The sequence below is a fragment of the Geodermatophilus sp. SYSU D00663 genome, from assembly GCF_054050655.1.
The window spans coordinates 1-13876 of sequence record NZ_JBJGZT010000012.1; the positions used below are offsets into that span (position 1 = coordinate 1).

At 76.5% G+C, this 13876-nt stretch carries 13 protein-coding genes; 5 read left to right on the top strand and 8 right to left on the bottom strand.

Going from position 1 to position 13876, the window contains the following annotated elements; translation table 11 throughout:
• Positions 1-289 precede the first annotated feature (289 nt).
• The gene (locus ACI79Z_RS11010) at positions 290-2842 is read left to right on the top strand and encodes a putative bifunctional diguanylate cyclase/phosphodiesterase (RefSeq protein WP_387984968.1); all 2553 of its coding nucleotides are present in this window, start codon (positions 290-292) and stop codon (positions 2840-2842) included.
• Between the two features lie 23 nt (positions 2843-2865).
• On the opposite strand, the gene ACI79Z_RS11015 is transcribed toward ACI79Z_RS11010, so the two are convergent.
• Complete coding sequence (locus ACI79Z_RS11015) at positions 2866-3459, bottom strand: helix-turn-helix domain-containing protein (protein WP_387984966.1); 594 nt, start codon at positions 3457-3459, stop codon at positions 2866-2868.
• Positions 3460-3518: 59 nt separating this feature from the next.
• Between ACI79Z_RS11015 and ACI79Z_RS11020 the strand changes: the two genes are divergently transcribed.
• A complete protein-coding gene (locus ACI79Z_RS11020) occupies positions 3519-5117 on the top strand; it encodes an FAD-dependent oxidoreductase (protein ID WP_456902634.1) in 1599 nt (532 codons plus the stop codon).
• On the opposite strand, the gene ACI79Z_RS11025 is transcribed toward ACI79Z_RS11020, so the two are convergent.
• The 4 genes from ACI79Z_RS11025 to ACI79Z_RS11040 form a co-directional block, all read right to left on the bottom strand.
• Entirely contained in the window at positions 5087-5869 is a 783-nt protein-coding gene (locus tag ACI79Z_RS11025; RefSeq protein ID WP_387984960.1) for an esterase/lipase family protein, read from the bottom strand. The two genes, ACI79Z_RS11020 and ACI79Z_RS11025, sit on opposite strands and share 31 nt — an antisense overlap.
• A gap of 101 nt (positions 5870-5970) precedes the next feature.
• Entirely contained in the window at positions 5971-6993 is a 1023-nt protein-coding gene (locus tag ACI79Z_RS11030) for an acetamidase/formamidase family protein (protein WP_456902635.1), read from the bottom strand.
• Positions 6990-8435, bottom strand: coding sequence for an APC family permease (locus ACI79Z_RS11035; protein ID WP_387984954.1), 1446 nt, complete (start codon positions 8433-8435; stop codon positions 6990-6992). The genes ACI79Z_RS11030 and ACI79Z_RS11035 overlap by 4 nt, the downstream gene beginning before the upstream one ends.
• A gap of 77 nt (positions 8436-8512) precedes the next feature.
• Entirely contained in the window at positions 8513-9553 is a 1041-nt protein-coding gene (locus ACI79Z_RS11040) for an ABC transporter substrate-binding protein (protein WP_456902636.1), read from the bottom strand.
• A 20-nt stretch (positions 9554-9573) separates the two neighbouring features.
• Between ACI79Z_RS11040 and ACI79Z_RS11045 the strand changes: the two genes are divergently transcribed.
• Complete coding sequence (locus ACI79Z_RS11045; protein WP_456902637.1) at positions 9574-10032, top strand: MarR family winged helix-turn-helix transcriptional regulator; 459 nt, start codon at positions 9574-9576, stop codon at positions 10030-10032.
• A 212-nt stretch (positions 10033-10244) separates the two neighbouring features.
• Here ACI79Z_RS11045 and ACI79Z_RS11050 read toward each other — a convergent pair whose 3' ends face one another.
• Positions 10245-10550 carry a hypothetical protein gene (locus ACI79Z_RS11050; RefSeq protein ID WP_387984944.1) on the bottom strand — a complete coding sequence of 102 codons (306 nt, stop codon included), beginning with the start codon at positions 10548-10550 and terminating at the stop codon, positions 10245-10247.
• Between the two features lie 131 nt (positions 10551-10681).
• Here ACI79Z_RS11050 and ACI79Z_RS11055 point away from each other — a divergent pair, with 131 nt between their 5' ends.
• Positions 10682-10951 carry a hypothetical protein gene (locus tag ACI79Z_RS11055; protein ID WP_456902638.1) on the top strand — a complete coding sequence of 90 codons (270 nt, stop codon included), beginning with the start codon at positions 10682-10684 and terminating at the stop codon, positions 10949-10951.
• A gap of 9 nt (positions 10952-10960) precedes the next feature.
• Here ACI79Z_RS11055 and ACI79Z_RS11060 read toward each other — a convergent pair whose 3' ends face one another.
• Entirely contained in the window at positions 10961-12142 is a 1182-nt protein-coding gene (locus tag ACI79Z_RS11060; protein ID WP_456902639.1) for an acyl-CoA dehydrogenase family protein, read from the bottom strand.
• Positions 12143-12180: 38 nt separating this feature from the next.
• Here ACI79Z_RS11060 and ACI79Z_RS11065 point away from each other — a divergent pair, with 38 nt between their 5' ends.
• Entirely contained in the window at positions 12181-13305 is a 1125-nt protein-coding gene (locus ACI79Z_RS11065) for a glycerate kinase (protein ID WP_456902640.1), read from the top strand.
• On the opposite strand, the gene ACI79Z_RS11070 is transcribed toward ACI79Z_RS11065, so the two are convergent.
• The gene (locus ACI79Z_RS11070) at positions 13278-13784 is read right to left on the bottom strand and encodes a mycothiol transferase (protein ID WP_456902641.1); all 507 of its coding nucleotides are present in this window, start codon (positions 13782-13784) and stop codon (positions 13278-13280) included. The two genes, ACI79Z_RS11065 and ACI79Z_RS11070, sit on opposite strands and share 28 nt — an antisense overlap.
• Positions 13785-13876: the final 92 nt, after the last annotated feature.

The window sequence follows — 13876 nt, forward strand, 5'->3', positions numbered from 1 at the left end:
TGGGGGACGTGGGGTTGTGCTGCGGGGGACGGGGGGCGGGCTTCGGGGCCGTGACGGGGGGGGGGGCCGCCGCCCCCCCCCCCCCCCCCCCCGCCCCCCCCGGGCCGCGGCCCCCTCGCGGGCGGCCACCGGCCGGTCCGCCGCGCGGTACGCGGACGTGGGGTCGGGCGGGCCGCGGCCCCTCGCGCCGCGGCTGACCCTCCCGGGTGACCAGGGCGGGGTGCGACTGCAGGTCGCACCCCGCCCTGCCGTCGTCGTGGGGGAGGAACCCCCACCGAGGAGACGACACGTGGACGACCAGGAGACCGGCGGGCACGCGGGGCGGCGCCCGTCCCGGCCCACGCTGTGGGTGCTGGGCATCACGACCGCGCTCGTCGCACTGACCGGCCTCGCGCTGTGGGCGGCGCCCGTGGCCCCGGCCCTGCACACCGGCCCGCACGGCGGGCTGTCCCTCCCGTGGTGGGTCCTGGCCCTCGGCTTCGCGGCCACCGAGGCCACCGTGCTGCACATCCAGGTCAAGCGCGAGGCCCAGACGGTCGCCGTCAGCGAGTTCCCCCTCGTGCTCGGCCTCTTCTTCGCCGGCCCGCTCCCCCTGCTGGCCGGGCGCCTCGTGGGGTCGGCGGCGGTGCTGCTGTTCCACCGCCGGTCGGCACCGCTCAAGACCACCTTCAACCTCGCGCTCGCCGGGGCCGAGACGGGGATCGCGGTCCTCGTCTTCGGCGCCGTCGGTCACCTGGGGGAGGGGAGCCCCCTGCTGTGGCTGGCCGCGCTCCTCGCGGCCCTGCTGGCCAACGCCGTGGGCATCGTGGCCATCGGCCTGGTGATCGCCGTGTTCGAGGGCGGGCTGCGGCCCGCGGCGCTGGCCCGCGAGGCGGTGACCGGGCAGGCGGTCGCGCCGATGGTGGTGGCCGTCGCCCTCGTGGCCGTCACCAGCCTGGCGGCCGACGTCCGCAGCGCCGTCCTCCTGCTGCTGGCCGCCGCGGGGCTGCTGGCCGCCTACCGCGCCTACGCCGCCCTCAGCGACCGGCACCTCAACCTCGAGCGGCTCTACCGCTTCACCCAGGCGGTGACCAGCTCGCCCGAGATCGACGTGGTCCTGGGCAACGTCCTCGGCGAGGCACGTGAGCTGCTCAAGGCCGAGCGCGCCGAGGTGGTCTTCCCCGCCCCGGGCGGCGGGCAGGTCGCCCGCGTCCTGCTGGGGCCCTCGGGCCGGCTCTCGCGGTCGGAGGAGCCACGGACACCCGTGGACGAGTGGCTGCTGCAGGCGGTGGTCGGCGGCGACGAGGCCCAGCTCCTGCCGCGGACGACCCGGCACACCCCGGCGCGCGCATGGCTGGCCGCCCGCGCCGCCCACGAGGCGATCGCCGTTCCCCTGCGCGGCGGGGCCGGCACGGTCGGCGTCCTCGTCGTCACCGACCGGCTCGGCGACGTGCGGACCTTCGACGAGTCGGACGTGCTGCTCCTCGAGACCGTCGCCAACCACGCCAGCGTCGCGCTGCAGAACGGCGAGCTGGTCGACAGGCTCCGGCACGACGCCCTGCACGACGCCCTCACCGGACTCCCCAACCGCGCGTTCCTGCAGCGCCGGCTCGCCCCCGCGCTCGACGACGTCCGTGACGGCCGCTCCGCCGGCGCGGTGGTGATGATCCTCGACCTCGACGGCTTCAAGGAGGTCAACGACACGCTCGGCCACCAGCAGGGCGACGCCCTCCTGGTCGAGGTGGCCGCCCGGCTGGTGTCCGCGGTCGGCGAGGCGGGCACGGTCACCCGGCTGGGCGGCGACGAGTTCGCCGTCCTGGTGACCGACACCGCCGACGAGGACCGTGCCGTCCGGCTCGGCCGGCGGCTGCTGCGGGCCCTCGAGCAGCCCGTGGCCCTCGACGGCCTCGAGGTCGAGGTCGGTGGGTCGCTGGGCATCGCCCTGGCGCCGGCACACGCCACCGACCCCGCCGGCCTGCTCAAGCGGGCCGACGTCGCGATGTACGACGCCAAGGGCACCGCACGCGGCCTGCGCGTCTACGCGCCCGACCTGGACACCGGCGACCCGCGCCGGCTCGCGCTGGTCTCGGAGCTGCGCACCGCACTGGCGACCGGCGGCATCGAGGTGCACGTGCAACCGCAGGCGCGGACGACCACCGGCGAGGTCGTCAGCGTCGAGGCGCTCGTCCGCTGGGACCACCCGGAGACGGGGCGGATCTCCCCGGAGGAGTTCGTGCCGATCGCCGAGCGCACGGGTCTGATCGGCGCGCTGACCACCCGCGTCCTCGACCGGTCGCTGGCCGCCTGCGCGGCCTGGCGGGCCGCGGGCCACGACCTCGGCATCGCGGTCAACCTGTCCGCGCGCAGCCTGCACGACGCCGACCTCGTCGACGAGGTCGCCCGGCTGCTCGCGCGGTACGGCGTGCCCGCGGGGCGGCTCACCCTGGAGGTGACGGAGGGCTCGGTCATGGCCGATCCCGCCCGTGCCATCGCGCTGCTGCACCAGTTGCGCGACCTGGGGGTGCGGCTGTCGGTCGACGACTTCGGCACCGGGTACTCCTCGCTCTCCTACCTCAAGCGGCTCCCCGTGCACGAGGTGAAGATCGACCGCAGCTTCGTGACGGGACTGCAGAACGGCTCCGAGGACGTGGCGATCGTCCGCGCCGTCACCGATCTCGGGCGGCACCTGGGGCTGGAGGTGGTGGCCGAGGGTGTGGAGGACGCCGCCACCTGGGAGCTGCTGCGCGAGATGGGCTGTGACCTGGTCCAGGGCTGGCACCTGAGCCGGCCCATGCCCGCCGCCGAGCTGCTGCCCTGGCTGCGGCTCCGGCCCGTCGCTCCGGCGGTGCTCCGCGCCGTCTGACCCGCCGGGGGCCCGTCCAGCGCTCAGCGGCCGCGGGGTGCGGCGCGCACGTGCACGCGCTCGCCCTGCGGGCCGAAGAGGGCGAGCACCTCGGTGGGCCGGTCGTCGGCGTTGCCCAGCCAGTGCGGCGTGCGCGTGTCGAACTCGGCCGCCTCACCGGCGGAGAGGACGACGTCGGTGTCGCCGAGCAGCAGCCGCAGCCGGCCCGACAGCACGTAGACCCACTCCCACCCCTCGTGCGAGCGCTGCTCGCCCGGCTCCCCGCCCCGGCGCGGCGGCAGCACCAGCTTGTAGGCCTGCAGGCCGCCGGGGCGGCGGGTGAGCGGGATGAACGTGGCGCCGTGCCGGGTGATCGGCTTCAGCCGCACCCGGGGGTCGCCGGTCTCGGGGGCGTCGACCAGCTCGTCGAGCGGCACCTGGTGGGCGCGGGCCAGCGGCAGCAGCAGCTCCAGGGTGGGCCGGCGCTGCCCCGACTCCAGCCGGGACAGCGTGGACACCGAGATGCCGGTGTCCTCGGACAGCTGGGTCAGCGTCGCGCCGCGCTGCCGGCGCAGGTCGCGCAGCCGCGGGCCCACCGCGTCGAGGACGGCGTCGAGGTCCGCGTCGGGATCGGTCACGTTGCCAGTATGGCAAAGGGGTTTGCCTGATCCGCGACGGCGGGTGCACCGTGGGCGGCATGGACGAGACGTACGACGTGGTGGTCATCGGCGGGGGAGCGGCGGGCCTGTCCGGCGCCCTCGCCCTGGGGCGGGCGCGGCGCTCGGTCGCCGTCGTCGACGAGGGGACGCCGCGCAACGCGCCGGCGCACGAGATGCACAACTACCTGGGCCGCGACGGCACGCCCCCGGCCGACCTGCTCGCCGCCGGGCGGGCCGAGGTGGCGGGCTACGGCGGGGTGCTGGTCGACGGCACGGTCACCGCGGTCGGCGGGGCGGCCGGCGCCTTCACCGTGGAGCTCGCCTCCGGGCGGGTCCTCGGCGCGCGGCGGCTGCTGGTCACCACCGGCCTGACCGACGAGCTGCCCGACATCCCGGGGGTGCGCGAGCTCTGGGGCACCGACGTCCTGCACTGTCCCTACTGCCACGGCTGGGAGGTGCGCGACCGAGCGGTCGGGGTGGTCGCCACCGGCCCGATGTCGCTGCACCAGGCCCAAATGTGGCGGCAGTGGAGCGCCGACGTCGTGTTCTTCCTGCACACCGCGCCCGAGCCGGACGACGCCACCGCCGAGGCGCTGGCCGCGCGCGGCGTCCGCGTGGTGCGCGGCGAGGTCGCGGCGCTGGAGACCGAGGGCGGCCGGCTCACCGGCGTCCGGCTGGCCGGCGGCGAGGTGGTGCCGCGCGCCGCCGTCGTCGTGGCCCCGCGGTTCACCGCCCGCTCGGCCGTGCTTGCCGGGCTGGGGCTGGAGACCCAGCCGTTCCGGATGGGAGAGGCGGTCGTCGGCTCGCACGTGCCGGTCGACGCCCGCGGCGCCACCGCGGTGCCCGGCGTGTGGGCGGCCGGCAACGTCGCGGACCCGAGCGCCCAGGTGATCGGCGCCGCGGCGGCCGGGCTGGGGGCCGGCGCGCAGATCAACGCGGACCTGGTCGCCGAGGACACCCGGGCCGCCGTCGACGTCATCCGGGCGATGAGCGACCCGGAGTACGGCGCGCAGTGGTGGGAGGAGCGCTACCGCACGCACGACTCCGGCGTGTGGAGCGGCCGGGTCAACGACGTCCTGGCCACCGAGGCCGCCGACCTGCCGCCGGGCCGCGCGCTGGACGCCGGTGCCGGCGAGGGCGGCGACGCCGTCTGGCTGGCCCGCCGCGGCTGGACGGTGACCGCGCTCGACCTCTCCCGCACCGCGCTCGACCGGGCGGCCGCGGCGGCCGAGGCGGCCGGGGTGTCGCTCGAGACCCGCGAGGTCGACGTCTCCTCGTGGCAGCCCGGCGAGGAGCGGTGGGACCTGGTGACCGCCTCGTTCCTGCACTTCCCGCCCGGCACCCGCGACGCCGTGCTCCGGACGCTGGCGTCGGCGGTGGCGCCCGGCGGCACGCTGCTGGTGACCATGCACGACGGCAGCGACGTCGCCTACGGCATCCAGCGGCCGGGCCTGCCCGACTGGTACGCCACCGGCGGGCAGATGGCCGCGGTGCTCGACCCCGGCGACTGGGAGGTCCAGGTGGCCGAGGCGCGGCCGCGCGCGGCGCGCGGGCACGAGCACGGATCGGCGCACGCCGCCGACGCGGTGCTGCGGGCGCGACGCCGTCAGCCGGTGACGTCGTCCTCGCTCGTGTAGAGCAGCCGCAGCCGGGCCGGCGGGGTGAACGGCCGCCAGCCGTCGCGGGTCTGGGCCAGGCGGTCGGCCACCAGCCACAGCACCGCCGGGTCGTGGCCCATGCCGAGGTGGCTGGCGTGCACGCCGACGTTCTCCGCGCGCGGCCCGGGCGTCTGCCGGCAGGCCCGCCAGTCGACGACGCCGTCCCAGCGCGAGTACACCGCGGTGCTCGGGACCGGCAGGCCGCCGGTGAGGCCGCCCCGGCCGCGCGGCACCGCGTGCAGGTGGCGGTAGCGGGCGTAGGCGCGGGCGCCGGGGCTGTCGTCGGGCGGGCCGCCGGCCAGCCCGAACGGCGAGCCGAGGCTGATCACCTGGCGGACCAGGCGCGGCACGCGCAGCGCCAGCCGCCGGGCGTAGATGCCGCCCAGGCTCTGCCCGACGATGCTCACCGGGCCGGCGTGCTGGTCGGCCAGCCGCTGCACCAGCCGGGGCAGCTCGTCGGTGATCTCCTTGGTGGGGCCGCGGTTGCGGCCGAGCTCCCAGCCGACCACCGGGTAGCCCAGGCCGCGCAGCCAGCGGCGCAGCGTCGCGGTGGAGACGTCGGAGGCCATCAGGCCGGGCAGCACGAGCACCCCGTGCGGCTCGCCGCGGGGTGCGCCGCGCAGCAGGGGGTAGGTCAGCGCGAGCGCGCCGGCGCTGGCCGCCGCCCGCACGGGCTCGGTGGCGGCGAGCAGGCGGCGGCGGGCTTCCGGGCTGTTGGGGGCGTCGGTCACGGTCGTCCCTCCGACGGCGGTGGCGGGTCTGCGACACCGCTACCCGGCCGGGCGCCCGGGACTCGCCTTCCGCGCGCGAAAGGCGGGTCCCGGGCGCGGGGTCAGCGCTCCTGCAGGTAGGCCGCCGCGGTGGCGCGCAGCCGCTCGTGCACGCCGTCGGCGGCGACCGCGCCGGGCAGGTACCGCTTCGCCAGCTTGGCCACCATCGTGTAGTTGGTGTCGACGACGTTGCCCGCCGGCGCCAGCCCCGCCTGGCTGACCAGCTGCAGGGCGTCGAGCTCGTCCCAGCCGGCGAGCTCGGCCGCCCAGGTCACCAGGTCGTGCTGGCTGATCCGGTAGGCGTCCTCCAGCGGCCGGACCGACCCGGTCGACATGAGGAACTCGTCGGTCTCCAGCCGCGGCCAGGCGGGCCCGCCGCCCTTGACCAGGTCGACGACGACGACCGTGCGCATCGCCGACTCGACCGCGGTGCCGCAGACCTCGCCCTCGCCCTGCCGGCAGTGCCCGTCGCCGAGGGAGAGCATCCCGCCGGGCACGTTGACGCCGAAGTAGACGGTCGTGCCGGCCCGCACCTCGGGGGTGTCCATGTTCCCGCCGTGCGCGCCGGGCGTGATGCTGGCGAACACCTCGCCCGCGGCCGGCGCGACGCCGATCGTGCCGTGCATCGGGTCGAGCGGGAGCTCCACCTCCGGCCCGCCGCGGCGGGGGCGGAACAGGCAGGTGCCCCGCTCGCGGTCGACCTCGTAGAGCCAGACCAGCTCCTCGAGCGGCTCGTGCAGCATCGCCGTCGAGTGGGTGGTGGTCAGCGCGCCGAAGTGCGGGAACGTGCTGGACACCGCCCAGTCGCGCGCCGGCGCGACGTCGACCAGGTGCACCGCCAGGGTGTCCCCGGGCTCGGCCCCCTCGACCGCGATCGGCCCGCTCACCGGGTTGAGGAAGGGGAAGTGGCACACCTGGCTCGGCAGGTCCTCGACGCTGCGCACCTTGCCGCCGTAGCAGTCCTCGGTGGTCAGCTCGACCACCGTGCCCGGCGCCACGGTGAGCAGCGGCTCACCGCCGCCGAAGGAGTAGCGCAGCTGGTCGGGGGTCGGCTCCAGGGAGACGATCTCGAGGGACGCCGTCACAGTCTCTCCTCCGCTCGGATCTCGGGCCTCCGGCCCGTGGCGATCAGGACGATCATCAGCACCACGCCGATGGCCAGCCACACGAAGCCGAGCTCCTGGGCGGCGACCTGGGCGTTGTAGACGACGTAGGCCAGGATGCCGAACCCGAGGACCGGCACCGCCAGGTGCAGCCACCAGTTGCGGCTCTTGAGGCGACCGACGAAGTGCACGACCACGGCGACGTGCAGCAGCAGGAAGGCCGACAGCGCGCCGAAGTTGACCAGGGTGGACAGCAGCGTGATGCCGTCCTCGCGCTGCTCCATGTACAGGCCGAGCACGAGGGAGACGGCCGCGACGAGGAGGGTGGCGTTGACCGGCACGCGGCGGGTCGGGTGCACCTTGCGCAGGAAGCCGGGCAGCTGGCGGTCACGCGCCATCGCGAACAGCAGCCGCGAGGTGGCCGCCTGGGCCACCAGCGAGTTGGCGAAACCCCAGGCGATCGCCGTCGCCACGGCGGTCAGGGTGCCCAGCCAGGCGCCGCCGGCCACCTCCGCGGCGTCGTAGAACGCGGTGCCCGCGGCGTCGCCCTCGGCGATGAGGGTGTCGGGGTCGGGCACCAGCAGCGCGGCGACCCAGGTCTGGACGATGAACAGCGTCCCGGCCAGCGCGAGCGCGGCGATCATCGCCTTGCCGATCGAGCGGGCCGAGTCGCGGTTCTCCTCCGCGAGGGTGGAGATGCCGTCGAAGCCGAGGAAGCTCAGCACCGCGATCGACACCGCGCCGAAGACCAGCTCCAGCGAGAACGTGTCGCTGTTGTAGATCGGCGTGAAGTCGAAGCCGCGGCCCTCGCCGGAGGCCAGCGCGACGACGCCGATGACCAGGAAGATCGCGAGCACGATCAGCTCGGCCACCAGCATGATCTTGTTGACCCGCGCGGTGAACTCGATGCCGAAGTAGTTGACGGCGGTGTTGAGGACGACGAAGCCGATCAGCCAGACCCACACCGGGATCGACGTGACGATCGAGTTCATGGCGATCGCGGCGATGAGGTAGAGCAGCGCCGGGACCAGCACGTAGTCGAGCAGGATCATCCAGCCGGCGATGAAGCCGACCGGCTGGGCGATGCCGCGGCCGGCGTAGGTGTAGACCGAGCCGGCCATCGGGAACGCCCGGGACATCTGCGAGTACGACGCCGCGGTGAAGGCCATCGCCAGCCCGCCGATCGCGTAGGCGAGGGCGACCATGCCGCCGGAGCCCTGGAAGACGCTGCCGAAGATGCCGAACGGCGCGATCGGCACCATGAAGACCAGGCCGTAGACCAGCAGGTCGGTGAACGTCAGCGAGCGCTTGAGCTCCTGGCGGTAGCCGAACTCCTCGACGCCGGCGGCTCCGGCTGCCGGGACCGCGCCGGCACCGGTGCTCCCGGTGGCGTGCGCGGACGGGGTGGTGCGGGGGTCGGTCACGACTCCTCCTCTCGGCCGGCTCGGGGCCGGACGCGGGGAGGGTAGGCCCCGTTGCTTCCGATCGGAAGCAGTGGGGGTCAGTCGCGCGCGCCGACCTCGCGGAACACCAGCCCGTCGGCGCGCGCCAGCCGGGGCCGGGGGATGCGCGGCGGCTCCGGCGTGCCGGTCTCCAGCAGCCGCGCGGCGGTGCGGACGCCGTCGTGCACGCCGCGGGCGTAGGCGCAGACCACCGGCGCGCTCGGCCCCACCCGGGCGGCGAGCCGCTCCTGCAGGGCGAGCTGCCCCTCGTCGCCGGCGCCGTCGGCCGCCGCGAACGAGGGCATGCAGGCGTAGAGCTCGCCGGAGCCGTCGCCGCCGACGGCGTACAGGCCGTTCTCCTCGAGCGCGCCGGACAGCCGGACGACGCGGCGGTCGAGCCCGGCCCGGGCGAAGGCGCGGTTGAAGGCGACCAGGTCGCGGCCGACCAGGCTGAGCAGGACGGCGTCGGCGCGGGTGCGGCGGACCAGGTCCAGCGCCGGGCCGGGGTCGGCCGGGCCGAACGGGACGAGCAGCTCGCCGGCGACCTCGGCGCCGAGGTCGTGCAGCACCGACCGCGCGGCGCGGTGCACCGCCTGCGGCCACACGTAGTCGGTGCCCAGCAGCACCCAGCGCCTCGCCCGGCGGTGGCGCACCAGCCAGGTGAGCGCGGCCGCGTGCTGGGCCGGCGGGGACGCGCCGATCCGCAGCGCCCCGCGGGACCCGCGCCCGCCCTCGTGCGGCGGGGTGAACACGTAGCCGGCGCGCCCGGCCAGCGCGGCGGCGACCGCGCGGGAGACGTCGCTGGTGGAGAACCCGACGAGGACGTCGACCGCGCCGGCGGCGTGCAGGGCGGCGACGTCGGCGGCCACCTCCGCGGGGCGGCGCCCGGCGTCGACGGTGACCAGCTCCACCGCGCGCCCGCCGACCCCGCCGGCCTCGGTCACCTCGTCGGCGGCGAGCGCGGCCAGGTCCAGCGCGGAGGGCGCTGTCATCGCCAGCGGCCCGGTCAGCGGGACGGCCAGCCCGATCCGGACGACGTCGGGGGACCGGTCGACGACGGCCGCCTCCCACGCCTCCATCGGGGCGGTCGGTCCGGGCACCTCCTGAGTATGGTGCGGGCATGGCGGTCGAGCAGCAGGCCACGGGCACCGCGGTGCCCGCCGCGCCCGCCGCCTCGCTGGTCGAGCTGCTGGCCGTCGTCTCGCGGCGGGTCGCCCGCGGCGTCGGGGCGGTGCTCGCCGAGGACGGCGCGACGCCGGAGACCTACCGGCTGATGCGCGCGCTCGCCTCGGGACCGGGCCGCACGATGAGCGAGCTGTGCGCGGCGCTGTGCGTCCCGGCGCCCACCGCCACCCGGATGGTCGACGGCCTGGTCGACGCCGCGCTGGCCTACCGGCTGCCCGACCCCGGGGACGGCCGCCGCGTGCGGGTGCACCTGTCGGCCCGCGGCCGCACCCGGCTGGACCGGCTGGAGGCGCTGGTGTCCGCGCACGAGGCGGCGCTGACCACCGAGCTCGGCCCGGCCCGGGTCGCCGCGCTGGTCACCGCGCTCACCGACCTCGCGGACCCACCCGCCTGATGCCCGCGGGGGCACCCGTCCCCGCGATCGCGGACCTCCGGCGGCGCCACGCCGTCACCTACCGGGGTGTCGCCGCCGCGACTCCGTGATCGAGTCGACGGGGGGCCGGGCACCAGGGGCCGTCGGACGCCGGCGGCCCACCGCGGGCGCCCGGACGGGCCGCGCGGGTACACCGGTCCGGTCCGCGCGAGTCCCGACGGCGGGCGCCCGCCTCAGTCGGACGGCGGCAGGATGCGGGGGACGAAGACCTCGTCGATCGGGCGCGGGCCGACGTACTGCCGGCAGGTGCACGGCACCCAGGTGTGACCGGCGAACCGGCCGCGCCGGTCGAAGGTGTCGCGGCGCAGCTCGGCGTAGCAGGTGTTGGTCTCGGTGTCGTGCTGGCTCAGGGTGTGCCCGCAGCCGCACACCGGCGTCGGGTTCGGCGGCGGACCCGCGGGACGACGGCGCCCGAGCCGGCCGGCCACGAAGCCCGCGGCCAGCAGTGCCGCACCGATGACCAGGCTGACAGGTTCCACCGTCGTCGCTCCTCCGCTCCGCAGACTCCCCGACGGTAACGCCGCGGGCGCCCTCGAGGTGCCGGGCGCGGGCGCGTCGCCGGTTCCCGGAGGGCGGTTTGATACGGAACCGTCCAGGACATCAACAGCGTGTGGACTCCCTGGCGGTCGGATTCGCCCGTCCGGACCGCTGGGACCAGGGCACTCCGGCCACCCGGCGCACCCCGTGGCACGCCGTCTCGTCGGTGCGGCCGGCGGCGGAGCGCGACGGCGAGGTGGAGCTGGCCCTCTGCGGGTCGATCGTGCAGATCTGGGGCCACCAGCGGTGGGAGCGCCTCGGCGCCGGGCGCACCGGCTGCCCGGAGTGCCGGCGGCTGTCCGGGCCGGCCTGGGAGCGGGCCCTCCTCAGCCGAGCCGGCTGACCGCGGCGGTCAGCGCCGCCGGCCGCTGATCGCCGACAGGCCGGTGATCTCCCGGCCCACGATCAGCGCCTGCACGTGGTCGGTGCCCTCGAAGGTGTAGATCGCCTCGATGTCGGCGTGGTGCCGGGCGATGTGGTGCTCGAGCAGGATCCCGTCCCCGCCGAACAGGTCCCGCGCGTCGGCCACGATCCGCCGGGCGGTGGCGCAGCAGTGCCGCTTGGCCAGCGACGCCATCGCCGCGGTCATCCGGCCGGCGTCGGCGAGGCTGGACAGCCGCCAGCACATCAGCTGCATGGTGGTGATCTCGGCGAGCATCGTCGCGAGCTTCTCCTGCACCAGCTGGTAGCCCGCGATCGGCTGGCCGAACTGCTCGCGGTGCAGGCAGTGCGCCAGCGCCAGCTCGTAGGCCGCCGTCGCCACGCCCAGCGCGCGCCACGCGACGGTGTACCGGGTGCGGTCGAGGACCGTGGAGACGTCCTTGAACGAGCGGCAGTTCGCCAGCTTGTTCTCCGCCGGCACGCGGACGCCGTCGAGGCTGATCTCGGCCTGCCACACCGCCCGCAGCGCCGTCTTGCCGGTCATGACCCGCGCGCTGAAGCCGGGCGTGCCCTTCTCGACGACGTACCCGCCGACCGCGCCCCCCTCGTCGCGCGCCCAGATGAGCACGTAGTCGGCGATCGAGCCGTTGCCGATCCACTTCTTCTGCCCGTCGAGGACGAAGGCGTCGCGGTCGCGGCGGGCGCTGGTCTCCAGGGCGACGGCGTCCGATCCGTGGCGCGGCTCGGTCAGGCCGAAGGCGCCGATCTTCTCCATCCGCGCCATCTCGGGGAGGAAGCGCTCCTTCTGCTCCTCGGAGCCGAGCATCGCGATCGACTGCATCGCGAGGAAGCTGTGCACGCCGTTGAAGGTGCCGATGCTGCCGTCGGCGCGGGCGAGCTCGGCGGCCACCAGGCCCGCGGCGACGGCGCTCATCCCCGGCGAGCCGTAGCCCTGCACCGTGCCCCCGGCGATGCCGAGCTCGGCGAACCCGGGCACCAGCTCGAAGGGGAACTCGGCACGCTCCCAGTAGTCGTTGATCCGCGGCGTCACCTCCTTGTCGCACCAGGCGCGCACGCGGTCGCGGACCTCGACCTCCCCGGGGGTGAGCAGCTCCTCCAGGGCGTAGAAGTCGGTGCTCGCGGTCTCAGGCACGGCCCGACGCTACGCGCGGGCAGGGCATGCTGCCGGGCGTGCGGATCGTCGTCGCCCCGGACTCATTCAAGGGCACGCTGACCGCGGCCGAGGCCGCCGACGCCGTCGCCCGCGGGCTGGCCCGGGTGCACCCGGACGCCGAGGTGCTCGCCCGCCCGGTGGCCGACGGCGGGGAGGGCACGGTGGCCGCCGCCGTGCGCGCCGGGTACCGCCCGGTGACGACGACGGTCGGCGGCCCCGACGGCCGGCCGGTGCGCGCCACGTTCGCCGTCGACGGGACGACGGCGGTGGTCGAGCTCGCCGCCGCGGCCGGGCTCGGGCTGCTCGCGGAGCCGGCACCGACGACCGCGACCACCCGCGGCGTGGGGGAGCTGCTGCTCGCCGCGCTCGACGCCGGCGCCCGGCGGGTGGTGCTGGGCCTGGGCGGCAGCGCCACCACCGACGCCGGCGCGGGGTTGCTGCAGGCGCTCGGCGTGCGGCTGCTCGACGCCGACGGCCGCGACGTCCCGCCCGGCGGCGCCGGGCTGGCGCACCTCGCGCGGATCGACGCCGGCACCCGCGACCCGCGGCTGCACGGCCTGGAGGTCCGGGTGGCCACCGACGTCGACAACCCGCTCACCGGCCCGTCCGGCGCGGCCGCGGTCTACGGGCCGCAGAAGGGCGCGACGCCGGAGCAGGTCGCGCAGCTCGACGCGGCGCTGGCGCGGTTCGCCGCGGTGGTCCGCCGCGACCTCGGGATCGACCTGGAGGGGCGGCCGGCGATGGGCGCGGCCGGGGGGACGGCGGCCGGGGTGGCCGCCGTCCTGACCTGCTCGGTCGGGTCGGGCGCCGAGCTGGTCGCCGACCTGGTCGGGCTGGACGACGCGCTGGCCGGCGCGGACCTGGCGGTGACCGGCGAGGGGTCGCTGGACGCGCAGTCGCTGCGCGGCAAGGCGCCGGCCGTGGTCGCCGCCCGGGCCCGGCGGGCCGGCGTCCCGTGCGTGGGGCTGGCCGGCCGGGTCGCGCTGGACCCCGACGAGCTGGCCGCCGCCGGGTTCGCCGCCGCGCACGCGCTCACCGAGGCCGAGCCCGACGTCGCCCGCTGCCTCGCCGAGCCCGCGGCCGTCCTCGAGGAGCTCGCCGCCCGCGTCCTGGGTCAGGCGCCGAGCAGCCCCCGCACGTAGGCCGCCTGCCCCACGTGCTGCAGGTCGTCGGACAGCACGCTGACCAGCCGGACGCCGAGGGTCACCGGCGGGTCCCACCGCTCGTCGACGACGCGGTCGAGGTCGTCGTCGGTGAGCCCGCCGAGGAACTCCGCACTGCGGGCGGCGACGGCGTCGGCGTACTCGAGCAGCAGCTCCGCCGAGGGCACCCGCACCGACGCCACCTCCTCCGTGCTCATCCCGTAGCCGGTGGCGGCGTCGTCGACGGGCAGGCCGAACCGGCCGGCGAAGCCCTGCGCCGTCCACACCTGCTCGGTGCCCGCGACGTCGGCGAGGTGGCCGTCCTGCACCCGCAGCAGGTGCCAGGCCAGCCAGCCGACCGGGTTGGCGTCCGGGCCGACGCGCTCGGCCAGCTGCTCGGGGGACAGGCCCTCGACGGCGGCGTGCAGGGTCTCGCCGATCTGCGAGTAGGCGTAGGTGAGCAGGTCACGGGTCCGCATGAGCGGCCGCTACCCGTCCCGCTCGCGGGGGACGCCTGCCGGCGCCGGCCGACGGTAGGTTGCGGTGTCCGCCCGGCCGTCGAGGGAGCCAG

Excerpts from the sequence above, each read along its gene's own strand:
- ACI79Z_RS11045 (WP_456902637.1), top strand. The coding sequence starts at position 9,574 with ATGGCGGTCGAGCAGCAGGCCACGGGCACCGCGGTGCCCGCCGCGCCC.
- ACI79Z_RS11070 (WP_456902641.1), bottom strand. The coding sequence starts at position 13,784 with ATGCGGACCCGTGACCTGCTCACCTACGCCTACTCGCAGATCGGCGAG.
- ACI79Z_RS11020 (WP_456902634.1), top strand. The coding sequence starts at position 3,519 with ATGGACGAGACGTACGACGTGGTGGTCATCGGCGGGGGAGCGGCGGGC.